The organism is Thermaurantiacus tibetensis, assembly GCF_015354055.1.
Lineage (GTDB): Bacteria > Pseudomonadota > Alphaproteobacteria > Sphingomonadales > Sphingomonadaceae > Thermaurantiacus > Thermaurantiacus tibetensis.
Map to the genome: position 1 here is coordinate 138,864 of NZ_JACHTM010000003.1, position 21,679 is coordinate 160,542.

At 72.2% G+C, this 21,679-nt stretch carries 21 protein-coding genes and 1 tRNA gene; 9 read left to right on the plus strand and 13 right to left on the minus strand.

Features of this window, described 5'->3' with window-relative positions:
* The first annotated feature begins 44 nt into the window (after positions 1-44).
* Genes argS through rfbB form a run of 3 tightly spaced genes read left to right on the plus strand, consistent with a single transcriptional unit; the run spans position 45 to position 3,771 of the window.
* Positions 45-1,769, plus strand: a complete 1,725-nt coding sequence (argS, locus tag H3H34_RS09295) for an arginine--tRNA ligase (protein ID WP_194751905.1) — start codon at positions 45-47, stop codon at positions 1,767-1,769.
* A 1-nt stretch (position 1,770) separates the two neighbouring features.
* The gene (locus tag H3H34_RS09300) at positions 1,771-2,649 is read left to right on the plus strand and encodes an SPOR domain-containing protein (RefSeq protein ID WP_194745013.1); all 879 of its coding nucleotides are present in this window, start codon (positions 1,771-1,773) and stop codon (positions 2,647-2,649) included.
* Positions 2,650-2,700: 51 nt separating this feature from the next.
* The gene (rfbB, locus tag H3H34_RS09305; protein ID WP_194745014.1) at positions 2,701-3,771 is read left to right on the plus strand and encodes a dTDP-glucose 4,6-dehydratase; all 1,071 of its coding nucleotides are present in this window, start codon (positions 2,701-2,703) and stop codon (positions 3,769-3,771) included.
* Here the strand turns inward: rfbB and H3H34_RS09310 are convergent.
* Positions 3,753-3,974: a sulfurtransferase TusA family protein gene (locus H3H34_RS09310; protein WP_194745015.1), complete on the minus strand. Its 222-nt coding sequence runs from the start codon at positions 3,972-3,974 to the stop codon at positions 3,753-3,755. The genes rfbB and H3H34_RS09310 overlap by 19 nt on opposite strands.
* Positions 3,975-4,098: 124 nt before the next feature.
* Here H3H34_RS09310 and H3H34_RS09315 point away from each other — a divergent pair, with 124 nt between their 5' ends.
* The 5 genes from H3H34_RS09315 to H3H34_RS09335 all read left to right on the plus strand — a co-directional run bounded on the left by H3H34_RS09315 (position 4,099) and on the right by H3H34_RS09335 (position 12,094).
* Positions 4,099-4,986, plus strand: coding sequence for an SDR family oxidoreductase (locus tag H3H34_RS09315; protein WP_194745016.1), 888 nt, complete (start codon positions 4,099-4,101; stop codon positions 4,984-4,986).
* A 62-nt stretch (positions 4,987-5,048) separates the two neighbouring features.
* Complete coding sequence (locus H3H34_RS09320) at positions 5,049-5,534, plus strand: helix-hairpin-helix domain-containing protein (protein WP_194745017.1); 486 nt, start codon at positions 5,049-5,051, stop codon at positions 5,532-5,534.
* The gene (locus tag H3H34_RS09325; RefSeq protein ID WP_194745018.1) at positions 5,531-6,796 is read left to right on the plus strand and encodes a TCR/Tet family MFS transporter; all 1,266 of its coding nucleotides are present in this window, start codon (positions 5,531-5,533) and stop codon (positions 6,794-6,796) included. Before H3H34_RS09320 ends, H3H34_RS09325 begins: the two co-directional genes overlap by 4 nt.
* A gap of 148 nt (positions 6,797-6,944) precedes the next feature.
* Entirely contained in the window at positions 6,945-9,863 is a 2,919-nt protein-coding gene (locus tag H3H34_RS09330; protein WP_194745019.1) for a TonB-dependent receptor plug domain-containing protein, read from the plus strand.
* Positions 9,864-9,961: 98 nt separating this feature from the next.
* Positions 9,962-12,094, plus strand: coding sequence for a PQQ-dependent dehydrogenase, methanol/ethanol family (locus tag H3H34_RS09335; protein ID WP_194745020.1), 2,133 nt, complete (start codon positions 9,962-9,964; stop codon positions 12,092-12,094).
* Between the two features lie 4 nt (positions 12,095-12,098).
* Here the strand turns inward: H3H34_RS09335 and H3H34_RS09340 are convergent, their stop codons facing one another.
* From H3H34_RS09340 to H3H34_RS09360, 5 genes are all read right to left on the minus strand, one after another.
* The gene (locus tag H3H34_RS09340; protein ID WP_194745021.1) at positions 12,099-12,536 is read right to left on the minus strand and encodes a baeRF12 domain-containing protein; all 438 of its coding nucleotides are present in this window, start codon (positions 12,534-12,536) and stop codon (positions 12,099-12,101) included.
* Positions 12,537-12,556: 20 nt separating this feature from the next.
* Positions 12,557-12,630 (minus strand) — tRNA-Arg (locus H3H34_RS09345).
* 29 nt (positions 12,631-12,659) lie between these two features.
* The gene (locus tag H3H34_RS09350; protein ID WP_194745022.1) at positions 12,660-12,941 is read right to left on the minus strand and encodes an ETC complex I subunit; all 282 of its coding nucleotides are present in this window, start codon (positions 12,939-12,941) and stop codon (positions 12,660-12,662) included.
* Between the two features lie 31 nt (positions 12,942-12,972).
* A complete protein-coding gene (hrpB, locus tag H3H34_RS09355) occupies positions 12,973-15,408 on the minus strand; it encodes an ATP-dependent helicase HrpB (protein ID WP_328831747.1) in 2,436 nt (811 codons plus the stop codon).
* A 28-nt stretch (positions 15,409-15,436) separates the two neighbouring features.
* Complete coding sequence (locus H3H34_RS09360) at positions 15,437-16,462, minus strand: polyprenyl synthetase family protein (RefSeq protein WP_194745024.1); 1,026 nt, start codon at positions 16,460-16,462, stop codon at positions 15,437-15,439.
* A 71-nt stretch (positions 16,463-16,533) separates the two neighbouring features.
* On the opposite strand from H3H34_RS09360, the gene H3H34_RS09365 reads away from it, so the two are divergent.
* Entirely contained in the window at positions 16,534-16,854 is a 321-nt protein-coding gene (locus H3H34_RS09365) for a chorismate mutase (RefSeq protein WP_194745025.1), read from the plus strand.
* Positions 16,855-16,879: 25 nt separating this feature from the next.
* On the opposite strand, the gene H3H34_RS09370 is transcribed toward H3H34_RS09365, so the two are convergent.
* The 7 genes from H3H34_RS09370 to H3H34_RS09400 are packed head-to-tail and all read right to left on the minus strand — an operon-like array spanning position 16,880 to position 21,630.
* Entirely contained in the window at positions 16,880-18,457 is a 1,578-nt protein-coding gene (locus tag H3H34_RS09370; protein WP_194745026.1) for a phospholipase D family protein, read from the minus strand.
* Between the two features lie 16 nt (positions 18,458-18,473).
* Complete coding sequence (locus H3H34_RS09375) at positions 18,474-19,208, minus strand: endonuclease/exonuclease/phosphatase family protein (protein WP_328831751.1); 735 nt, start codon at positions 19,206-19,208, stop codon at positions 18,474-18,476.
* 10 nt (positions 19,209-19,218) lie between these two features.
* Positions 19,219-19,755: a F0F1 ATP synthase subunit B family protein gene (locus H3H34_RS09380; protein WP_194745027.1), complete on the minus strand. Its 537-nt coding sequence runs from the start codon at positions 19,753-19,755 to the stop codon at positions 19,219-19,221.
* A gap of 1 nt (position 19,756) precedes the next feature.
* Positions 19,757-20,236, minus strand: a complete 480-nt coding sequence (locus H3H34_RS09385) for a F0F1 ATP synthase subunit B family protein (protein ID WP_194745028.1) — start codon at positions 20,234-20,236, stop codon at positions 19,757-19,759.
* 29 nt (positions 20,237-20,265) lie between these two features.
* The gene (locus H3H34_RS09390; RefSeq protein WP_194745029.1) at positions 20,266-20,493 is read right to left on the minus strand and encodes a F0F1 ATP synthase subunit C; all 228 of its coding nucleotides are present in this window, start codon (positions 20,491-20,493) and stop codon (positions 20,266-20,268) included.
* Positions 20,494-20,507: 14 nt separating this feature from the next.
* A complete protein-coding gene (locus H3H34_RS09395; RefSeq protein WP_194745030.1) occupies positions 20,508-21,254 on the minus strand; it encodes a F0F1 ATP synthase subunit A in 747 nt (248 codons plus the stop codon).
* Positions 21,255-21,270: 16 nt separating this feature from the next.
* Positions 21,271-21,630, minus strand: coding sequence for an AtpZ/AtpI family protein (locus H3H34_RS09400; RefSeq protein ID WP_194745031.1), 360 nt, complete (start codon positions 21,628-21,630; stop codon positions 21,271-21,273).
* Between the last annotated feature and the right edge of the window lie 49 nt (positions 21,631-21,679).

Genomic DNA, 21,679 nt, shown 5'->3' on the forward strand with positions numbered 1-21,679 from the left:
CGCGCGTCCCAGCCGCTAACGCAGGCGCCGCCTACGGAGTTCCGATGCCAAGCATCTTCGAGAGGATCGAATCGCGCGTGGCCGAGGCCATCGCGGCCCTCGAGGCCGACGGCACCCTCCCTGCCGCCCACGCAGCTGTTCCCGTCGTCGAGCCGCCGCGCGACCCCTCGCACGGCGACCTTGCCACCAACGCCGCGCTGGCGCTGGCGAAGGCGGCCGGCATGCCGCCGCGCGAGCTCGGCACGCGTCTTGCGATGCACCTTGCCCGCGCGCCGGAGATCGCCCGGGCCGAAGTGGCCGGGCCGGGCTTCGTCAACCTTGTGCTCGACGAGAGCGTGTGGCTGCGCGAGCTGGAGGCGATCCTCGCGGCCGGAGATGCCTACGGCCGCCGTCCGCCGCGCCCGGAGGCGCTTCCGGTCAATGTCGAATATGTCTCGGCCAACCCCACGGGCCCCATGCACGTCGGCCATTGCCGCGGCGCGGTCGTGGGCGATGCGCTTGCCAACCTGCTCGCCTTCGCCGGGCATCGCGTCGTGCGCGAATATTATGTGAACGACGCCGGTGCCCAGGTGGACGCGCTCGCGCGCTCGGTCCACCTCCGCTACCGCGAGGCGCTCGGCGAAGCTGTCGGGCCCGTGCCCGAAGGGCTTTATCCGGGAGACTATCTGAAGCCGGTGGGCGAGGCGCTGGCAGCCGAATTCGGCGACCGCTTCCAGGCTGCTCCCGAGAGCGAATGGCTCCCGCTGTTCCGGGAGCGCGCGGTGGCGGCGATGATGGACCTCATCCGCGCAGATCTCGCCGCACTCGGGATCCGCCACGACGTCTTCACGTCCGAAGCGGAGCTCCTCAAGCGGGGCGCGCCCCAGATGGCGGAAGCGCGCCTCCGTGCCGCGGGCCTCGTCTACGACGGCACCCTGCCGCCGCCCAAGGGCGAAGTGATGGAGGACTGGGAGCCAGTGGTGCTGCCGCTCTTCCGCGCGACTGCCTTCGGCGACGACGTCGACCGGCCGATCCGGAAGTCCGACGGCAGCTGGACCTACTTCGGCACCGACATGGCCTATCACGCCGAGAAGGCGGCGCGCTCGTCGGCCATGATCGACATCTGGGGCGCGGACCACGCCGGCACCGTCAGGCGGATCGAGGCGGCGGTTGCGGCGCTGACCGGCGGCAGCGTTCCGTTCGACGTGAAGCTCGTGCAGATGGTCCGCATCTTCCGTGGCGGCGAGCCAGTCCGGATGTCGAAGCGGGCGGGCAACTTCGTGACGCTGGCCGACGTGGTCGAGGAAGTCGGGCCCGACGTGACCCGCTTCATGATGCTGACCAAGCGGCCCGAAAGTCCGCTCGACTTCGACTATGTGAAGGCGCTCGAGCAGTCGCGCGAGAACCCGGTGTTCTACGTGCACTACGCCCATGCGCGGATCCGCTCGGTCGAGCGCAGGGCGGAAGCCCTCGCCCTGCCCTCTCCGCCGCCGCTCGACCGGCTCGACGGGGAGGAGCGGGGCCTCGTCAAGCTGATGGCGCAATGGCCCCGGCTCGTCGACCAGGCGACCGCCGCGCGCGAGCCGCACCGCGTCGCCTTCTACCTCCACGACCTGGCGAGCGCCTTCCATGCGCTCTGGAACCGCGGCAACGATGACCCGGCCTACCGCATCCTCGGCGAGGACCCCGGCCTTTCCGCAGCGCGGCTCGCGCTGGCGCGGGCCTGCGCGCACGTGCTCCGTGCCGGGCTCTCCATCATGGGCGTGACGGCCGCCGAGGCGCTGCGCTGAGATGGCTCGCGCCCCCTCTCCGCGCCGGGAAGCCGGGCGCCGGCAGCAGCCATATTCGGAGGACGCGCCAACCCCCTGGCTCGAGCCGGCCGAGCCCGAGACGGCGGAGGCGACGCTCATCGGCCGCCGCACCCTTCTTGCCCTTCTCGTCGGGCTGGTGCTGCTCGTCGGGATCGTCGCCGCCGGGATCTGGGCGGTCTCCGAGAAGGCCGACGGACCGGTCGACATTCCAGCCGATGGCAACGTGCCCCTTGTCGAGTCTCCCGGGCCGTGGCGGGTGCCGGCCGAAGGCCCGGGGGTGGAGGGCACACCGGTCGAGGGCCAGGGTCAGCTCCTGTTCCCGGCGGGCGAGGGTCAGGCGCCGGAGGCGCGGATCGACCCTGCGCGCCTGCCCGAGGAGCCGGTGCCGCTGGCGGAGGCCGCGCCCACCCTTCCGGCCGAAGGGCCGCCGACCGACCTCCTGCCCCCGCGCGCCGGCGCCGATCTTTCGGGCGGTGGGGCAGACGGCGGGGCGGCAGGCGAGGCGGAAGGCAAGGCCAAGACGCCGCCGCGGCCGGCGCCTGCTGCCGAGCGCGCCCGCGACCCGGCGGATCCGGCCCAGCCCCGCTCCGCACCCGGTTTCGGAGCCGCGGGTCCCGGCGGCGGTGCAACGGTCCAGCTCGGAGCCTTCTCCTCGGCCGAGGCCGCACGCCGCGCCTTCCGCGACCTGGCGGCGCGCCACCCCGAACTGAAGGGCATCTCGCCCGCCATCACTCCCGTCGAGCGGGCGGAAGGTCCGCCGCTCTGGCGGCTGCGGACCACGCTCGGGCCTGACGTCAGGGCGGGTGACCTCTGCGACCGGCTGAAGGTGGCGGGCGACGCCTGCACCCCTGTGCGCTGACGAGGACCGAAGACGGAACAGCGCCGGAACAGGCGGAAAGGACAAGGGACCATGCGATCGCTTCTGGTGACCGGCGGGGCAGGCTTCATCGGCGCCAACTTCGTGCGCCTGTGGGCGCGCGAGCGGCCCGCGGACCGCATCACCGTGCTCGACGCGCTGACCTACGCCGGCAACCGGGCCAACCTCGCCAACGTGAAGGCCGAGCTCGTGGTGGGCGACATCCGCGACGAGGCGCTCGTCGACCAGCTGCTCGCAAGCCGGGAGGTGGACACGATCGTCCACTTCGCAGCCGAGAGCCATGTCGACCGCTCGATCAGCGGGCCCGACGCGTTCGTCGAGACGAATGTCGTCGGTACCCACGCGCTTCTGAAGGCCGCGCGCCGGGCGTGGCTCGGCGACGGCGCGCGCAGGCCCCACCGCTTCCACCACATCTCGACCGACGAGGTCTACGGCACGCTCGGCCCCGAGGACCCGCCCTTCACCGAGACGACGCCCTACGCCCCCAACTCGCCCTACTCGGCCTCGAAGGCGGCCTCGGACCACCTGGTCCGCGCCTACCACCACACCTTCGGGCTCGAGACCACCACGTCCAACTGCTCGAACAACTACGGGCCGTTCCAGTTCCCGGAGAAGCTCATCCCCCTCTTCCTCCTGAACGCGCTCGAGGGCAGGCCGCTTCCCATCTACGGCGACGGGATGCAGGTGCGCGACTGGCTCCACGTCGAGGACCATTGCCGCGGGATCATGGCGGTCATCGACCGCGGCCGGCCGGGCGAGACCTACAACATCGGCGGCGGCGCCGAGCTTCCCAACCTGGTCGTCATCGACACGCTGTGCCGCGCGATCGACGATGCCTTCGCCGCGGACCCGTCGCTCACCCGGCGCTTCCCCGACGCGCCGGCCGCGCGCGGCCTGCCCACCGCCAGCCTCAAGACCTTCGTTGCCGACCGGCCCGGCCACGACCGACGCTACGCCATCGACTGCAGCAAGGCGCGCGACGAGCTCGGCTACGCGCCCCGGCACGACTTCGCCTCTGGCTTCGCGCAGACCGTCGCCTGGTATCTCGCGAACGAGCCCTGGTGGCGGGCGATCCGCGACGGCAGCTACCGCGCCGCCGCCTGAGGGCCGGCCTCCAGCTCGAACCAGCCCGGGCCGGCGGCAAGGAGCATCCAGCCGCGCTCAGCGGCAAGTGCCGGAATGTCGACCGCGGCGGCCGGGTCGTCGGCAAGCAGGCGGTAGCGGCCGGGACCCGCCTCGCGCACGGCGCGCGCCAGGCGGAGTGCCGGAAGCGGGCACGCAAGGCCCCGCGCATCGACCAGCCGCACCGTTCGCCTCCCTCCTCCTTCCTTCGCCCTGCGCGCCGCCGCGCCACTTTGCCAGTTGCCGCGGCCGCCGCGCCGCGCCTAGCAGCGGGCAGGACCAGAGGGGAGACCAGCCATGCCGCGCTCGATGTTCCGTCCCGACCTGCTTGCCGGCCACCGGATCCTGGTGACCGGGGGCGGCACCGGGCTCGGCCGGTCGATGGCGGAAGCCTTCGCCGCCCATGGCGCGGCCGTCGTCATCTGGGGCCGGCGCGGCCAGGTGCTCGAGGAGGCGGCAGCCGAGATCCGCGAGGCGACCGGCGGCAGCGTGACCCCGATGGCCGTCGACATCCGCAACCCCGGCGCGATCGACGAGGCGATGCAGGCGATCTTCGACGAGGCGCCGCTCACCGGTCTCGTCAACAACGCCGCCGGCAACTTCATCAGCCGCACCGAGGACCTTTCCGCCAACGCGTTCAACGCCATCGCCTCGATCGTGGCGCACGGCACCTTCAACACCACGGTCGCCGCCGGCAAGCGCTGGATCGCGGGGGGGCACAAGGGGAACATCCTCTCGATCGTAACGACCTGGGTGTGGAACGGCTCGCCCTTCACCGTGCCCTCGGCCATGTCGAAGGCGGGCGTCGCAGCGATGACCCAGAGCCTCGCCGTCGAATGGGGCCCGAAGGGCATCCGCGCGAACGCCATCGCGCCCGGCCCCTTCCCCACCAAGGGCGCATGGGAACGGCTGATGCCTGCCCCGCTTGCCGAGAAGCTTGGCGGCGGCACGGGCGCGGAGCAGATCCCGCTCAGGCGGCTTGGCGACCATTTCGAGCTCGCCCAGCTCGCCCTCTTCCTCATGGCCGACGAATGCGCCTACCTCACTGGCGAGATCATCGCGATCGACGGCGGCCAGTGGCTGGTCTCCGCCGGCAACTTCAGCCAGTTCACGAAGCTCGACGACCAGGACTGGGAGATGATCGGCCAGGCCATTCGGGCGACCAACGCCCGAGACCGCGCCCAGCGCACCACCTGACGCCAGGGCCGACACCCGGTCGCGGTTGACGCTTCCCCCCGCGCGTTTCAAGGCTTCCGACCATGACGCTCGACCAGTGGCTGCTCCTTGGCTTCGCGTTCCTGGTCTTCCTCGCGGCTGTCGTCGTCTTCGTGATCATCCCGTCGCGGCGGCGCCGGCTCGTGCGGGTGCCGCCCCCGGAGACGCCGCCCGCCGCGGCGCCCGCCGCTGCGACAGCGCCCCCGGTGGAGACAGCGCCATCGCCCCAGCTCGCCCCAGAGACCGCAGCCGCCTTCGTGCCGCCGCCTGCCGACGGCCCGCCCGATGACCTCCGGCAGATCAAGGGGATCGGCCCGAAGCTCGCGGCCCGCCTCGCCGAACTCGGCATCACCCGCTTCCGCCAGATCGCCGACCTGTCGGATGCGGAGCTCGCCGCGCTCGACGCCCGGCTCGGCAGCTTCCAGGGCCGCCCCGAGCGGGACCGCTGGCGCGAGCAGGCGCGCCTTCTGGCCGAGGGCGACCTCAAGGGGTTCGAACGGCTGCACGGCAGGCTCGGCGACGGCGCTTGAGCCGGCCCGCGGCACCGGAGGAGCGCACGCCCGCGGCCGACCGGCGGGCGCTCCTCTTCATCGTCCTCCTGGTGTGGATCGACACCCTCTCGTTCGGGCTCGTCATCCCCGTCCTCCCCAACCTCGTGATGACGCTAGGCCGGGTCTCGCTCTCGGAAGCCTCGGCGATCGGCGGCTGGCTGGTGATGAGCTTCGCTCTCGCCCAGTTCCTCGCCTCGCCCATCCTCGGCGGCCTCTCCGACCGTTTCGGCCGGCGCCCGGTGCTCCTCGTCTCGAGCGCCGGGCATGCCGTCGCCTTCCTCATCGCCGCATTCGCGCCCAACCTCCTCGTGCTCCTCCTCGGCCGGATCATCTCCGGGGCGACGGGTGCCAGCTACTCCACCGCCTACGCCTACATCGCCGACGTGACCCCGCCCGAGCGGCGGGCGCAGAACTTCGGGCTGGTCGGCGTCGCCTTCGGGCTCGGGTTCATGGCGGGCCCGGCGCTCGGCGGCCTGCTCGGTGCACAGGATTACCGGCTCCCCTTCGTCGCTGCCTCGTTCGCCTGCCTCGCCAATTTCGCGCTCGGCTGGTTCGTGCTTCCCGAAAGCCTGCCCGAGCGGCTCCGGCGGCCCTTCTCGCTCGCCCGTGCGAACCCGTTCGCCACCTTCCGCCGGATCTCGCTGCTTGGCGGCCCGCTCCTCGTGCTCGCAGCCGCCCACTTCCTCTGGTGGTTCGCGCTCCAGGCGCAGCATTCGATCTGGCCCTATTACACCCAGTATCGCTACGGCTGGTCGCCGCAGGAAGTGGGGCTCTCGCTCGGGGTCGTCGGCATGCTCTCGGTCATGGTGAACGGCTTCGTCGTGAAGCGCGCGGTAAGACGGCTCGGCGAGGTACGGACGCTCAGGATCGGTCTCCTCGCCGGCGCGCTCGCCACCGGCCTCTACGCCCTTGCCGATCAGCCGGCGCTTCTCTTCGCTGGAATCCTCGTGGGCTCGCTCGGAGCGCTGGGGCCCGCCTCGCTCCAGGCGCTCGCCACCTCGATGACGGCGCCGGATGCGCAAGGCGAGCTCCAGGGCGCGCTCAACGCCCTCTCGAGCGTGACCGTCGTGCTCGGCCCTCCCCTCTATGCCCAGATCTTCGCAAGCGTCTCGGGCGCCGAGCCGTTGCTGCGCCTTCCCGGCGCGCCGTTCCTGCTGGCCTCCTGCCTTGCCGGCGCGGCCTTCCTCCTCGTCGCGCTGCGGCTCAGGGGCCCGCGCCGGGTGGCCCGCGCCAGCGGCTGACGGCCGAGGCGTGGTCCGCCCCGGCCGAGGTGCGGCTTCGGCGCAACAGGGCGCGAGGATCATCCGAACGGGTGTTCATTCCTGGCGCGGCCCTCTTCTCCCGCCGCCCGGTCCCTGATTGCATGGGCACGATGACAGGGAGCGCACCATGACCCGACCGACCCCGCACCCGCCGGCCTTGCTCGCCGGCACGCTTGTGGCCTCCGTGCTTGCCGCGGCCCCCTCGGCGCCGGCCGCAGCGCAGGGCGCGTCGGCCCAGGACACCATCGTGGTCACGGGCTCGCGGATCCGCCAGTCGCCGACCGATAGCGCGCTGCCGCTCTCGATCTTCGACCAGACCGACCTCAGGCGCGAGAGCATCAACAGCCCCGAGCAGTTCATCGCGCTCCTCACCAGCAACGGCAACGGGCTCGACAACCTTGCCTCCAACGCCGACGTCGTCTCGGGCCAGGCGCGCGGCAACAACGGCGCCTCGTCGGCCAACCTGCGCAACCAGGGCGCGGCCGCCACCCTCATCCTGCTGAATGGCCGGCGGGTGCCCGCTCACGGGCTCAACGGCGGCATCGTCGACATCAACCAGATCCCGCTGTTCGCGGTCGAGCGCGTCGAGGTGCTGCGCGACGGTGCGTCCGCCATCTACGGCACCGACGCGGTGGGAGGCGTCATCAACTTCATCACCCGCACCGATTTCAAGGGCGTGCTGGCCCAGGGCTTCGTCGACGTGACGCAGCAGGGCGGCGGCAACATCTTCCGCGGCTCGGTGCTGGGCGGCTGGGGAGACGTGGAGGAGCGCGGCATCAACCTCATGGCCGGCGTCTCCGTCTCCGATCACCGGGCGCTCCGCGGGGACCAGCGGGACTTCGTCAACACCTTCCAGCCGAACCGCGGCCTTTCGCCCGACACCCGCGGCTCGCCGTTTGCCACCATCTTCCCGCTCGGAGTCGGCCCCAACACGCCGGCCGGCACCATCATCGCGTCCGCCGCAACCGCCCCCTTCATTCCCGGGACCACGATTCGCGCAGGCGCCGGCATCAACGTGCTCGACCTGCCCGGCCAGCCGGGCTGCGACGCGATCGACGGCATGGGCCCCTATGACGAGCTCCTCTGGGACCTGCCGGGCGCCCGCTTCGCCTGCGCCTGGGACACGGGACGCGCCGCCGTGCTCCAGCAGCCGATCGAGACGGTCACCTGGATCGGCCGGGCCAGCTTCCGCTTCGGCGACCACCGGCTGTTCGGCGAGGTGACCGGCTCGGACGCCTCCTCGGCCAAGCGCTTCTCGAACCTCCAGCTGATCCCCAACACGACCACCCAGAACTTCGCCTTCCCGCGCACGGCGCAGAACGCCGCCGTCTACGACCGCATCTTCGATGCGCTCCTTGCCGCCTTCCCCGCCGACACCGTGCTCCCAACCCGGCGCGGCCTGCCGATTGCCTACCGCTGGCGCTGCATCGAGTGCGGCCCGCGCGAGATCAAGACCGAGACCAAGACGCTCAGGACCATGTTCGGCGCCGAAGGACCCTTCCTGTTCGGCTGGGACTACGAGGGCACGGTCTCCTGGGGCTGGTCGAAGGCGGAGTCGGAGCTCGGCTCGGGCTACTACTACCGCAACACCACCCGCGACCCCGCCGGCAACATCATCGCCAACGGCATCGTCGATGCGCTGAACACCGGCGTCATCAACCCCTTCCTCTTCCCCGGCCAGACCCAGTCGCAGGAGGCGCTCGCCCTGCTCGAGGCCGCCTCCGCGCGCGGGGTGGTGCTCTACGGCGGCAAGTTCGGCCTCACGCAGGTGGAGGCGTCGGTCTCGGGTCCGCTCATCCGCCTGCCCCACGGCCGCGTACAGGCTGCGCTCGGCATCGACTTCCGGCGCGAGACCTACCGTTTCAACGGCGACCGTCGGGCCGCGACCGCGCGCCCGTTCATCATCGCTGCCCCCTTCGACGACGCCAACGCGCTCGACAAGGTAAACCGCGACATCATCGCCGGCTATGCCGAGGTGCTGGTGCCGGTGCTTCCCGGCCTCGACGTGACCGGCGCGGTGCGGATCGACGACTACACCGGCTTCGGCACCACGACCAACCCCAAGGTTTCGGTGCGCTGGCGGCCGGTGCCGCCCATCATGCTGCGCGGCAGCTACAACACCGGCTTCCGCGTGCCGACCTTCAACCAGATCTTCAACGGCACGCTCGAATCCCCCTATTCGGGCCGCGACCTTGCCGACCCGGCCAAGTGCCCGGGCGGCCAGCCCAACACCGCCATTCCCGGCTGCGAGGTGGTGCAGCCCACCATCCTGACTGGCGGCAAGCCCGACCTTGGCCCCGAGGAGAACCGCCAGTTCAACGCCGGGATCGTGTTCGAGCCGCGCGACCGGATCTCGCTTGCCATCGACTACTGGAACATCCGCCGCGAGGGGACGATCCAGCTCCTGCCGCTGCAGCAGATCGTGGCAAACTTCCAGCTGTTCCCCGAGCGCTTCATCCGCGACGGCGCGGGCAATCTCGTCACCATCGACCAGCGCTGGGTGAACAGCGGCCAGACCGAGACATCCGGCCTCGATTTCGTGGGCAGGCTCGGCTTCGACGCGCTCGACGGCCAGTTCCTCGCCGGCTTCGACGGCACGATGCTGCTCAAGAAGCGCTCGCGCTTCGTGCCGACCGCCGACTTCGGGCCAAGCGAGATCGGGCTCTTCACGTTCAACGGCGACCTCGGCCTGAGGTGGCGGCACAACCTGTTCCTCACCTACACCAACGGGCCGTGGACCGCGTCGGTCTCGCAGATCTTCCGGAAAGGCTACCGCAACCAGGTGCTTCCCGGAGTCGCCGCCGGCCGGGTGCGGCCGCCGGACCTCGTCGAGATCACCGACGACTATGTCATCCACAACGTCTCGCTGGGCTACGAGGTGAGGGACTGGCTCAACCTCACCGTCGGCATCAAGAACCTGTTCAACGCCGACCCGCCGTTCGCGATCGCCTACGACAGCAACACGGGGGCGGGGAGTTCCTGGGAGCCGCGCGTGGCCGACCCGCGCGGCCGCTCCTTCACCCTTCTCGCCGAGTTCCGCTTCTGAAGGCGCCTGCCGCGCGGCAAAATGATGGGTGAAACGCAGGCCGCGCTGCCCTACTCTCACGCCAACGGAGCGCAGGACCGAAGCGAGGGAGCGGACGGATGAAGGCATGGGGATGGCGCGCGGCGCTGCTCGGCGCGGCGGCGGCAGGCGTGGCGGCGCTTTCGGGCCACGGGCCGGCCGGAGCGCCCGGCAACGCCGCCGCGGCCGAGACCGACGGCATGGCGAAGGCGGGCTCGGCGCATGCCGAGTGGCTCACCTACGGCGGCACCTACGACGAGCAGCGCCACTCGCGGCTCGCAGCCATCAACACCTCGAACGTGAGCCGGCTGGGCGTTGCCTGGACCTACGAGCTTTCGACCGGGCGCGGAGTCGAGGCGACCCCGATCGTCGCCGACGGGGTCATGTACGTGACCTCGGCCTGGTCGGTGCTCCATGCCCTCGATGCGAAGACGGGGCGCGAGCTCTGGGTCCACGACCCCGGCGTCGACCGGGCGGTCGGCGCCAAGGCCTGCTGCGATGTCGTCAACCGCGGAGTCGCCATCCGCGACGGCGTCATCTTCCTCGGCGTGCTCGACGGCCGCCTCCAGGCGCTCCATGCGAAGACCGGGAAGCTCCTCTGGTCGGTGGTGACGGTCGACCAGTCGAAGCCCTACACCATCACCGGCGCGCCGCGGGTGGTGAAGGACATGGTCTTGATCGGCAACGGCGGGGCCGAGCTTGGCGTGCGAGGCTACCTCTCCGCCTACGACGTGAAGGACGGCAGCCTGCGCTGGCGCTTCTATACCGTGCCCAACCCGGAGAAGCGGCCCGATGGTGCGGCTTCCGACGAAGCGCTGGCGCGGATCGCCAACCCGACCTGGGGGGACCGCGGCGCCTGGACCCGCGACGGCGGCGGCGGCACCGTCTGGGACGCGATCGTCTACGACGAGCCCAATGACCAGGTGATCTTCGGGGTGGGGAACGGCAGCCCCTGGAACGCCGCCATCCGCGACCCAGACGGGCGGGGCGACAATCTCTTCGTCTCCTCGATCGTCGCGGTCGATGCCGACACCGGGCGCTACCGCTGGCACTACCAGACCACCCCGCGCGACAACTGGGACTACACCGCCACCCAGACGCTGATCCTCGCCGACCTGCCGCTGGGCGCAAACGGTGCGCCGCGCCGGGTGGTGATGCAGGCGCCCAAGAACGGCTTCTTCTACGTGCTCGACGCGAAGACCGGTGCCCTCATCTCGGGCGATGCCTTCGTGCCGATGACCTGGGCGACCGGGCTCGACCAGAAGGGGCGCCCGATCGAGACGGCCGAGGCGCGCTATGGCGACACGAGCACGCTCATGGCCCCGGGGCCGCTTGGCGCGCACAACTGGCACCCCATGGCCTACAGCCCGAGGGAAAGGCTGGTCTTCATCCCGGCCCAGGAGGTGCCGCAGGCGATGCACCGGGATGCGCTGGCGGCAGTCCGGCCGGTCGCCTGGAACACGGGCGTGGACTTCTCCTCCGGCTTCACCGCGCGCCTGCCCGAGGACACGCTGAAGGCCGTGCGCGCCATGCTGAAAGGCCGGCTCATCGCCTGGGACCCGGTGGCGCGCAAGCCGCGCTGGACGGTGGAGCACGATGGCCCGTGGAACGGCGGCATCCTTTCGACCGCCGGCGGCCTCGTCTTCCAGGGCACGGTCAAGGGCGATCTCGTGGCCTACGAGGCGGCAACCGGCCGACCGCTCTGGCGGATGAACCTGAAGTCCGGCATCGCGGCCCCGCCCGTCGCTTACGCAGTCGACGGCGAGCCGTATCTGGCCGTGGCAACCGGCTGGGGTACCGCCTTCGCGCTGGCCGCCGGCTTCTTCTTCGACCGCGCGGTGCCGCCCAAGCTCGGCCGCGTGGTTGCTTTCAGGCTCGGCGGCACCGGCACCATCCCCGACCCCGACCTGCCGATGGTGGAGCGCACGCCCAAGGGCCCGGCCTTCGGCACGCCGCAGATGGTCGAGGCCGGGTTCCTGCACTATTCGCGCAGCTGCGCGGTGTGCCACGGGCCGCTCGCCATCTCGTCTGGCGTGCTGCCCGACCTCCGCTGGTCCGCCATCACCGCCGACCGCGCCCAATGGGAGGAGGTGGTGCTGAAGGGCGTGCTGGCCGGCAACGGGATGGTGAGCTTCGCGAAGCACCTGACGCCCGCCGAGAGCGAGGCGATCCGCGCCTACGTGCTCGACCGGGCGAACAACCCGAGCGGCTGAGACCTCAGAGCCGCTCGAGCGCCTTCGCGACCTCCGCGGCGCTCATGCCGGCATAGTCCTTGCCCACTTCGGCAACGAGAGCCTCGCGCGCGTCGGCAGGAAGCGCGGCGCGGATCATGCCGAGCGCCCGCGGTGCAGCCACGAGGAGAACGCCGGCCTTCGCGCCCGCCTGCAGCGCGACGATCCGCTCGGCGATCGCGCGGCACCAGGCTTCCTCGGCCTTGTCGTGGATGTCGGTCACCTCGTAGGCGCTCCGACGGTGGCTGCTGCTCTCGAAGGCGCGGCCCGGCCGGTCGGCACCGACGTCCGAGGTGCGCGGAAACTCCACCGCCTCCTGCTCGAGGAGCTCGAGGTCGGGCGCAAAGACGCTGCCGCGGTTGCGGTAGAGAGCCATCCGTCCCCCGTCTGCCACCACCACCAGCGCCTCGTGCGGAACCTTCATATGTTGTCCTTCCCAGTTCGCGACCCCGGCGTGACTCGAACACGCAACCCCCTGCTTAGAAGGCAGGCGCTCTATCCGGTTGAGCTACGGGGTCTTGGGCCCAACCCTAGTCGCTGCCCCGTCTCAACGGAAGTTGTCGGCGTAGCTTCTGAGGATCAGCCGCCGGGGCGCGGGAGGCACCACCTCGGCCTCGAGCCCCTCGCGCTCGGCGTAGGCAAGCGCCGCCTCGAGCGTGGGGAAGGAGAGGCGCACCTGCTCGACCGTGTCCGCACCTCCTGCCCAGCCCATGAGCGGGTCGGGCCGCTTGGGCCGGTCGCTTTCATATTCGAGGATGAAGTGGCTGGCGCGCGCCCGCCCCGACTGGGTCGCGCTCTTGCCCTGCTGGTAGATCCGTGCGTGCGGCATGGCGCTGATAAAGGCCGGTCAGCGGCCGGAATCAAGAACGCCGGCCGGCGCCGCCGCGCAGGGCGGGTGCGGCCGCGAGCGGATCCTCCGGCCAGGCGTGCTTCGGGTAGCGGCCGAAGAGCTCCCGCCTCACCTCTGCCCAGCCGCTCCGCCAGAAGCCGGGGAGATCGCGCGTGCGGGCGATGACCCGGCCGGCGGGCGACGTGAGCGCGAGTGTGAGCGGCACGCCGCCCAGCACCTGCGGATGCGCGGCAAGGCCGAACAGGGCCTGCACCCTCACCTCGACTTCCGGCCCGCCGGGAGCGGCATAATCGACGGCATGCCGGGTGCCTGCCGGTGTCGTGAAGACAGCTGGCGCGAAGCGGTCGAGCGCCCGGCGCAGCGGCTCGGGCACCAGGCTCTCCGCAAAGCCGGCAACCGCCAGCTCCCCAAGCCGCCGCACCGGGCCCGAGCGCTCGGCGAGCGCACGCGCCAGCGCCCCGTCATCAAGAGGCGGAAGCCCTTCGAAGCCGTGAGCGGCCGCTGCCCGCAGGCGCGAAAGCGCACGGGCCTCGGCCTCAGGCAGCGACAGGCCGGTTGCCGCGAGGTGGGCGGCAAGGGCGGCGACCACGGCCTCGGGCGCGGGCGCAGCGAGCGGCGCGCGGCGGACCTCGATCGCGCCAAGGGTCTCCCGCTGCTCGGCCACCACCCTCCCCTCCTCCACGGCCACGCGGGTCGCGGTCGTGGTGCGCGCGGCAAGCCATGCCGGGGTCGGCGCAAGCGCGGCGGCAAGGCGGATGCGGGCGTCGGCGCCGCTGCCGCCGGCATCCGCCACCACCAGCCACTCGGCCGCCGCCAGCGGCTCCTGCGCGGCCAGGAGTGCGCCGCGCCCGCCCGCCATCAGGTAGGCGGCATCCGCGTCGCGCGGGCCGGGCCGGCGGCGCCGGCGCGCGATTCGCTCGGGAAAGGCCTCGGCGAGCAGCTCGCCAGCCGTGGGCGGCGCCGAATCCGCGGGCCGGGCGACGGGCTGGAGCGCCTCGGCAGCGCGCGCCCAGCGCGCGGCAAGGCGGGCAGCAGCCGGCGGGCAGTCGCGGGCGAGCCGCGCCAGCCGCTCCTCGAGATCGACCGACTCGCCGCCGAGCCCCCGCTCGGTCAGGAGCAGCGCGAGGCGCGCGGCAAGGTCAGCGGCTCCCGCGGCCGCGCCCGCGAGCAGCATGGCGGCAAGCGGCGGGGCGAGCGGCAGGCGGGCAAGGCGCTCGCCCTTCGCCGTCAGCCGGCCGTCGGGCGCAAGCGCCCCCAGACGCTCGAGGCGGGCGCGCGCGTCCGCAACGGCAGCCGGAGGCGGCGAGTCGAGCAAGGGGAGCCGCGCCGGGTCGGCGATGCCCCAGCGGGCGAGCTGGAGGAGCGGCCCGGCAAGATCGGCCGAGAGGATCTCGGGCGGCTCCTCGGCAATCCGGCCCCGGGTCTCGCCCTCGGGCCACAGGCGGATGGCAAGCCCCGGCCCCTCGCGCGCGGCGCGGCCCGCGCGCTGGGTGGCGCTCGCCTGGCTCGCCCGGCCGGTCTCGAGGCGGGTGAGCCCGGTGTCGCGGTCGAACCGGGGCCGGCGGGCGAGCCCTGCATCGACCACGGCGGCCACCCCGGGCACGGTCAGGGACGATTCGGCAATCGCGGTTGCAAGGATCACCCGCCGCCCGGGCGCAGGCGCAAGCACCGCCCGCTGCGCTGCCGGCGAGAGGCTGCCGTGGAGCCGGGCGAGGGCAACGCCCTCGGGAAGCCGGAGGGCGCGGCCCGCCCGCTCGATCTCGGCAACGCCGGGGAGGAACACCAGCACCGAGCCCGCTGTCGCCGCCAGCGCCTCGCCGACGGCGCGGGCAACCGTCTCCTCCAGCCGCTCGCCGGCCCTGGGCGGGACGTGGCGGATGACGAGCGGATGCGGCGGCACCTCGGCGGTGACGACCGGCGCATCGCCGAGGAAGGCCGAGAGGCGCCCCGAATCGAGCGTAGCCGACATCGCGAGGAGCCGCAGATCGGGCCGGAACGCGCCCTGGGCGTCGCGCGCGAGCGCGAGACCGAGGTCGCCCTCGAGGTTGCGCTCGTGGACCTCGTCGAAGAGGAGCCCGGCCACCCCCGGCAGATCGGGTTCGGCGAGCAGCCGGTTCAGGAAGACTCCTTCGGTCAGGCACTCGATCCGCGCGGCAGGCGAGGTGCAGGTCTCGAGCCGGGTGACGTAACCCACCTCCCGCCCGAGCGTTGCGCCCATGCGCGCGGCGATGCGCTCGGCAGCCGCGCGGGCGGCGAGGCGCCGCGGCAGCATGAGGAGAAGCCGGCCGCCCGCCACCCATGGTTCGGCAAGGAGCGCGGGCGGCACGGCCGTGGTCTTGCCTGCCCCTGGCGGGGCCACCAGCACGGCCGCAGGCGCGGCGGCAAGCGCTGCGCGAAGGGCCGGAAGCGCCGCCTCTACCGGAAGGCTTGCGGACGAGGGTGGCACGGGCGCTTGCCCTGCGTCCCCCGAAGGCTCAGTGCGCGCGGTCGATCGCGAACGCGACGGTCTCGGCCAGCGCCGCGCGGGCGGGGTTGTCGGGCAGGATGGCGAGCGCGTCGAGGGCCCGGCTGCCATAGAGGCGCGCGCGGGCCAGCGTATCGGCAATCGCGCCGGTCTCGTCGAGGCGGGCGATGGCTTCGGCCAGCGCATCCGGCCCGTTCGCCTCGCCGCGCATGGCCCGGGCCCAGAAGCGCCGGGCCGCCGCATCTCCGCGGGCATGGGCAAGGATGACGGGAAGCGTCACCTTGCCGTCGCGGAAGTCGTCGCCCCGGTCCTTCCCCATGGTGGCCGAATCGGAGACATAGTCGATGGCGTCATCGACGAGCTGGAAGGCGATGCCGAGGTTGCGGCCATAGGCGGCAAGCGCGTCCTCGATCGCCGGGCCGCGCTCGGCCACCACCGCCGCGATCTGGCAGGCAGCCGCGAAGAGCGCGGCCGTCTTGGCGGCGATGATGGCGAGGTAGCGCTCCTCGGTGGTCTCGACGACGCGCTGGGCGGTCAGCTGCGCCACCTCGCCCTCGGCAATCACCGCGCTCGCCCGCGAGAGAATCTTCAAGACCTTGAGCGAGCCGTCCTCGACCATGAGCTCGAAGGCCCGGCTGAACAGGAAGTCGCCGACCAGCACCGAGGCGCCATTGCCCCAGATGACGTTCGCGGTCGCTCGCCCGCGCCGGAGGTCGGAGCCGTCCACCACGTCATCGTGGAGGAGGGTTGCCGTGTGGATGAACTCGACCGCCGCGGCCAGGCGATGGTGCCGGTCTCCGGCATAGTCGAGCGCGGCGGCGCTCCCGAGGGTCAGCATGGGGCGGAGCCGCTTGCCGCCGCCGGCGATGAGGTGGCCGGCGAGCTCGGGGATGAGCGCGACCTCGCTCTGCATCCGGTCGAGGATCACGCGGTTGACCGCGTTGAGCCCCGGCGCGACCAGCGCCATGAGCGGCGCGAGGCTGGGCTTGGCCCCGCGGAAGGGGAGCACCTGGGCGCCGGGGGTGGTTGCTGTCATGGCTGTCTCGGCTATGGGGCGACCGTGGCGAAGGCAAGGCCCCATCGGTCGCACGGCCAGCGGAGCGTGGCATGACGGACACGCTCGCCGATTACCGCCGCAGCATCGACAATATCGACGCCGCGCTCGTCCACCTGCTCGCCGAGCGCTTCAAGATCACCCAGAAGGTGGGAGCCTACAAGGCCGCGGCTGGCCTTCCGCCGGCCGACCCGGCGCGCGAGGCGGAGCAGATCGCGCGGCTCCGGCGGCTCGCGCAGGAGGCGGAGCTCGACCCCGACTTCACCGAGAAGTTCCTGCGCTTCATCATCGACGAGGTGATCCGCCACCACCTGCGCGCCGGCGCGCCAGGGGGCGCGGCGGCGGACGGCGCGGCCCGCAGCACCCAGGCCTAGGGCAACCACGCTCCGGGGCAGCCGTTCAGAGCAGCCAGTCGATCGGTAAGGGTGCGAGCAGGCGGATGAGAAGCCGGTCGAGGAGCCGGGTGCCCGGCTCGCGCCTGTGAACGGTGCCGTCGGCCTCGTGCCAGAGGAGGCTGCGGCCAGCCCGCTCCACCCGGTAGGCGGCGCCCGGAAAGCCACGCCGGAACTCGGCCTCGAGCGCGCCTGCAAGCGCCGGGCTCTCGATCACCACGCCGAGCTCGGTGTTGAGGACGAGGCTGCGCGGGTCGAAGTTGAACGAGCCGACGAACAGGCGCCTGCCGTCGACGGTGAAGGTCTTGGCATGCAGCGCCGAACCCGACGAGCGCAGCGAGTTGCGCGGCGCCCAGCGGCGCGCGGAGCCGAGCAGCAGGCCACCGGATGCGGCACGCGGGACGCGCCGCTGGCGCTTGGCCTCGAACAGCCGGACTCCGGCCGCCAGCAGCGCGTGGCGGTGTGGTGCGTAGCCGGTGTGGACGATCCGGTGGTTGTTCGCCTCCCAGGCGTTGGTGAGGATGGCAACCTCCACCCCGCTCCGGGCAAGCGCGACGAGGGCGGCCACACCCGCCTTCGTTGGCACGAAATAGGGTGAGACCAGCCCCAGCAGCCGCTCCGGCCTGCCGATGACGCGGAGCAGCTGGCGGTCGAGGTAGTCGTCGCGGCCGGCCAGGCCCAGTCCCTTCCCCGGATCGTCGCTGACGAGGAGGCAGGGCACCCATTCGAACTGCTCAGGGTCGACCAGCCCGCCGGGGCCGGGACGGTCAGCGAAGGCCGGGGCATAGAGCGCCGCCTCGGGGCGCGCCCGCGCCTCGGCGGCGCGGGCGGCGATCCGCGGGCCCGGCCATGGCTTCACCCTTGCGAGGATGCGGCCTGCGGCATGGGCCGAGGCGCAGGTCCAGTAGCGTTCGAAGTCGGCGGCAAGCTCGGCGACGACGGGCCCTGCCACCATGACGTCAAGGTCGGCGAAGAGTGCGCCGTCGGTCGCGCCGAAATATTCGTCGCCGATGTTGCGCCCGCCAAGGATGGCGAGGGTCCCGTCGGCAACCAGCGCCTTGTTGTGCATCCGGCGGTTGAGCCGGTCGAAGTCGACGAGATAGCCGAGAAGCTTCGCCCGGCGCAGCACGAAGGGGTTGAACAGCCGCACCTCGATCCGCGGGTGGGAGTCGAGCGCCTTCAGCAGCGGGTCGAGGCCGGCGATGCCGTTGTCGTCGAGGAGGAGACGCACCTGCACGCCGCGGCGGGCGGCGGCGAGCAGCTCGTCCACGAGCAGCATCCCGGCGATGTCGCCCCGCCAGATATAGTACTGGAGGTCGAGCGACGTCTCCGCCGCGCGGATGAGCCGGACCCGGGCTGCAAGCGATTCGACCGGGTCGAGAAGCGGGCGGACCCCCGACAGCCCGGGGTGGTCGGCGCAGGCCCGGGCGAACCGCTGGCCGAGCGCGGTCGAAGCCGCCGGCCGCGGCGGCCCGAGCTTCGGCCGCGGGTCCGGCGCCGGCAGGCGCGAGGCGAGCCTCAGCCACAGCCAGGCCAGCGCGGCCGCGGCCGCGAAGGCGAGGAGGGCGACCCAGGGCGCGCTCATGGCGCGGGGGCGTGCGTCACCCGGCCGGAAGAGCCAGGCGCACCCAGACGGGCAGATGGTCGGACGCAGCGCGCGCCGTTGCCGAGGCGTGGACGCCGGCCTCGAGCACCTCCACCCCCCTGCTCGTGAAGACCCGGTCGAGGCGCCCGAGAGGAAGGCGGGCCGGGAAGCTCGGGGGAAGGGCGACGGGCATGAGGCCCGAGGCGAGCAGGCCGAGCGCCGGGTCGTCGGCCCGCCAGGCGTTGAGATCGCCCATGAGGAGAAGCGGCGGATCGCCCGGAGCGGCCGCCACCCGGCGCAGGATGGCCCTGACCTGGGCGAGGCGCCTGAGGCCTGAGAGGTCGAGATGCATGCCTACCACGCGCAGCAGCCGGGGGCCGAGGCAGACGTCGGCCAGGACAGCCCCGCGCGGCTCGAGTGCCGGAAGCCGGATCCGCCGATGCCGCGCGACATCTAGCCCCCCGCGCACGAGGATGGCGTTGCCATGCCAGCCGAGGCTCACGCCGGCGCGATCGAACGGCACGGGGCGCCAGCCCCGCTCGGCGACGAGCGCCGGCGGCAGCACCGCGTGGCGAATGCCGAAGCGGTGGTCGGCCTCCTGCAGAACCGCAAGGTCGGCGCCAATCTCGTCGAGCACGTCGAGGATGCGCGCGGGCTGGCGCAGGCCATCGCTGCCCACGCCCTTGTGGATGTTGTAGCTGGCCGCCACCAGCACACGGGCAGCAGCGGCAATCTCTGCGGCGGCGGTCACCCGCCGGACCCTAGGAGCGACGGTCGAGCCCTGCAATCGCCGAGTCGGTCAGGCCCTCGAGCGCCTGCTGCCGCTCGGCAAGAAGGGTCCGGGCGGCCGCGATGGCAAGGTCGGTCGCCCGGGCGCGCAGTTCCGCTTCGGCTGCGCGCTGGGCCGCGGCGATCCGCTCCTCGGCCAGCCGGGTCGCGCGGGCGATCGCGGCCGCCGCCTCATCGTCGGCACCAGCCAGGATGCGCGCGGCGTCGGCCTGGGCCCGGGCGCGGATGTCGGCGGCGTCGCGGCGGGCCTGCTCGGCCTCGGCTGCCGCCCGGTCGAGAATGGCCTTCGCCTCGGCTTTCAGCGCCTCGGCCTCGGCAAGCTCCGCCTTCACCTTCTCCGCGCGTGCGTCGAGCGCGCCCAGGATGGCGCGGAAGGCCCCAAGCCGCCACAGCGCGAGTGCGAAGAGGACGAAGGCCAGCGCCACCCAGCCATAGCTGTCGAGCCCAAGGAACGCCTCGGCGGCGTGCGCCGCTTCCCCGCCCTGCCCGTGAACCGGTTCCGCCGCCATCTCAGGCTGCCACCTTCCTGACTGCGGCGCGCGCCTCCTCGACGCTCACCTCGAGGCCGGCCACCTTGCCGACCATTTCGGCCGCCGCCTCGGCTGCCACTTCGTCGAGCGCGGCGATCGCCTCGGCCCGGGCGCGCGAAAGCGCCGCCTCGGCTTCGCTCGTTCGCGCACCGAGCGCCGCCTCGGCCTCGGCAAGCCGCGCCCTGACCGCTGCATCGGCGCGGGCACGGGCTTCGGAGAGCAGCTTCTGGGCCGCTGCCCGCGCATCGCCGAGCTCGGCAGTGCGGCCGGTCGCCGCCGCGTTCGCCTCGGCCCGGGCGCGTTCGGCGGCCGCGAGATCGGCGGCGATGCGCGCGCGCCGATCCTCCACCGCCCGCTCCACCTTCGGCAGCGAACGCGCCACGACAAGGTAGAGGAGCGCGAAGACGAGCGCCAGCCAGACGATCTGGGGCGCGAAGACCGAAGGGTCGAACTGGGGCATGGCCTGTCCTCGTGCCCGGCCCGCCGCCGTCAGACGACGAAGAGGAGGATGAGGGCGACGAGGAAGGAGAAGATGCCGAGCGCCTCGGTCACCGCGAAGCCGAACAGGAGGTTGGGCCGCTGGGCGTTCGCCGCTGCCGGGTTCCGCAGCGCGCCGGAGAGGAAGAGGCCGAAGATGATGCCGACGCCAAGGGCGGCAAGGCCCATCCCGAAGGTAGCGATTCCGGCGCCGATGAGTTTTGCCGCGGCAGCGTCCATGTGTCTTGTCCTTCTCAGTGTTCGAGGTTGATGGAGTCGTTGAGGTACACGCAGGTGAGGAGCGCGAAGACATAGGCCTGCACCACCGCCACCAGCAGTTCGAGGGCGAAGAGCGCGACGTTCATGGTGAGCGGCAGGATGCCGAGAGCCACCAGCCCGCCGCCGGCAAGACCGAGCGAAATGACGAAGCCGGCGAACACCTTGAGCAGGATGTGCCCGGCCGTCATGTTGGCGAACAGTCGGACGGCAAGCGTGACCGGCCGCGACAGGAAGGAGATGAGCTCGATCAGCACGATGAGCGGAAGCAGCACGACCGGAGTCTGCGGCGGCACGAAGAGCGAGAAGAAGTGAAGACCGTGCCGCCAGAAGCCGATGACGACCGTCATGAGGAAGATGAACCCGGCAAGCGCAGCCGTGACTGCGAGATGGCTCGTCACCGTGTAGCTGAACGGGAACAGGCCGATGATGTTGCAGGCCAGGATGAACATGAAGAGCGAGAAGATGAAGGGGAGATAGGCCCTGCCCTTGGGCCCGATGTTCTCGTCCACCATGCCGGCGACGAACTCGTGGAGCGTCTCAAGCGCAGCCTGCCAGCGGTTGGGCACGAGGCCCGCGTTCCTCGTGCCGAGCCACATGAAGAGGGTGAGCGCGCCGAGCGCGATCAGCATGAAGAGCGATGCGTTGGTGAAGCTCGCATCCACGCCAGCAACCGAAAGATCGGCGTAGCGCTTGATCGCGAACTGCTCGAGCGGACTTGCCATCTCCGTTCCCGCGCTCTCACTCCGTTCGCGCCGGGCCGCCCGGCCCGCCGCCCTTGTCCCCGCCATCCGCCGCCGCCTCGGCTTCCACCGCTCGCGTCTCCTGCTCGACTGCGCGCAGGAGGTTGCGGAAGCCCGCCGCCACTCCCAGGAGAAGGAAGAGGATGGCAAGCCAGGGCCCGGTTCCGAGCTGGCCGTCGAGGAACCAGCCGAGCCCGAAGCCGACGACGGTCGCGACCGCGATTTCCGCCGCGTATCGCGTGCCGCGCGCCAGCGCGGAGGCGGCCACCTGACGCGGTGGCGGCGCCTGGCGTGCCCTAGCAGCCGCGATGCGGGCGTCGAGATCGTCGCTCGCGCGCCCTTCGGCCGGGTCGGTCACGGAAGGAGCCCCATGTCGCCAGACGGACCGGCAGCCGGCAGTGCCGAAG

What these genes read in the sequence shown, in the direction of transcription:
- H3H34_RS09390 (WP_194745029.1), bottom strand. Translation starts at nt 20,493, where the DNA reads ATGGACGCTGCCGCGGCAAAACTCATCGGCGCCGGAATCGCTACCTTC.
- H3H34_RS09350 (WP_194745022.1), bottom strand. Translation starts at nt 12,941, where the DNA reads ATGCCGCACGCACGGATCTACCAGCAGGGCAAGAGCGCGACCCAGTCG.
- H3H34_RS09370 (WP_194745026.1), bottom strand. Translation starts at nt 18,457, where the DNA reads ATGAGCGCGCCCTGGGTCGCCCTCCTCGCCTTCGCGGCCGCGGCCGCG.
- H3H34_RS09340 (WP_194745021.1), bottom strand. Translation starts at nt 12,536, where the DNA reads ATGAAGGTTCCGCACGAGGCGCTGGTGGTGGTGGCAGACGGGGGACGG.
- H3H34_RS09320 (WP_194745017.1), top strand. Translation starts at nt 5,049, where the DNA reads ATGACGCTCGACCAGTGGCTGCTCCTTGGCTTCGCGTTCCTGGTCTTC.
- H3H34_RS09385 (WP_194745028.1), bottom strand. Translation starts at nt 20,236, where the DNA reads ATGCCCCAGTTCGACCCTTCGGTCTTCGCGCCCCAGATCGTCTGGCTG.
- H3H34_RS09395 (WP_194745030.1), bottom strand. Translation starts at nt 21,254, where the DNA reads ATGGCAAGTCCGCTCGAGCAGTTCGCGATCAAGCGCTACGCCGATCTT.
- H3H34_RS09315 (WP_194745016.1), top strand. Translation starts at nt 4,099, where the DNA reads ATGTTCCGTCCCGACCTGCTTGCCGGCCACCGGATCCTGGTGACCGGG.
- H3H34_RS09335 (WP_194745020.1), top strand. Translation starts at nt 9,962, where the DNA reads ATGAAGGCATGGGGATGGCGCGCGGCGCTGCTCGGCGCGGCGGCGGCA.
- H3H34_RS09360 (WP_194745024.1), bottom strand. Translation starts at nt 16,462, where the DNA reads ATGACAGCAACCACCCCCGGCGCCCAGGTGCTCCCCTTCCGCGGGGCC.
- rfbB (WP_194745014.1), top strand. Translation starts at nt 2,701, where the DNA reads ATGCGATCGCTTCTGGTGACCGGCGGGGCAGGCTTCATCGGCGCCAAC.
- H3H34_RS09330 (WP_194745019.1), top strand. Translation starts at nt 6,945, where the DNA reads ATGACCCGACCGACCCCGCACCCGCCGGCCTTGCTCGCCGGCACGCTT.
- argS (WP_194751905.1), top strand. Translation starts at nt 45, where the DNA reads ATGCCAAGCATCTTCGAGAGGATCGAATCGCGCGTGGCCGAGGCCATC.
- H3H34_RS09300 (WP_194745013.1), top strand. Translation starts at nt 1,771, where the DNA reads ATGGCTCGCGCCCCCTCTCCGCGCCGGGAAGCCGGGCGCCGGCAGCAG.
- H3H34_RS09365 (WP_194745025.1), top strand. Translation starts at nt 16,534, where the DNA reads ATGACGGACACGCTCGCCGATTACCGCCGCAGCATCGACAATATCGAC.
- H3H34_RS09380 (WP_194745027.1), bottom strand. Translation starts at nt 19,755, where the DNA reads ATGGCGGCGGAACCGGTTCACGGGCAGGGCGGGGAAGCGGCGCACGCC.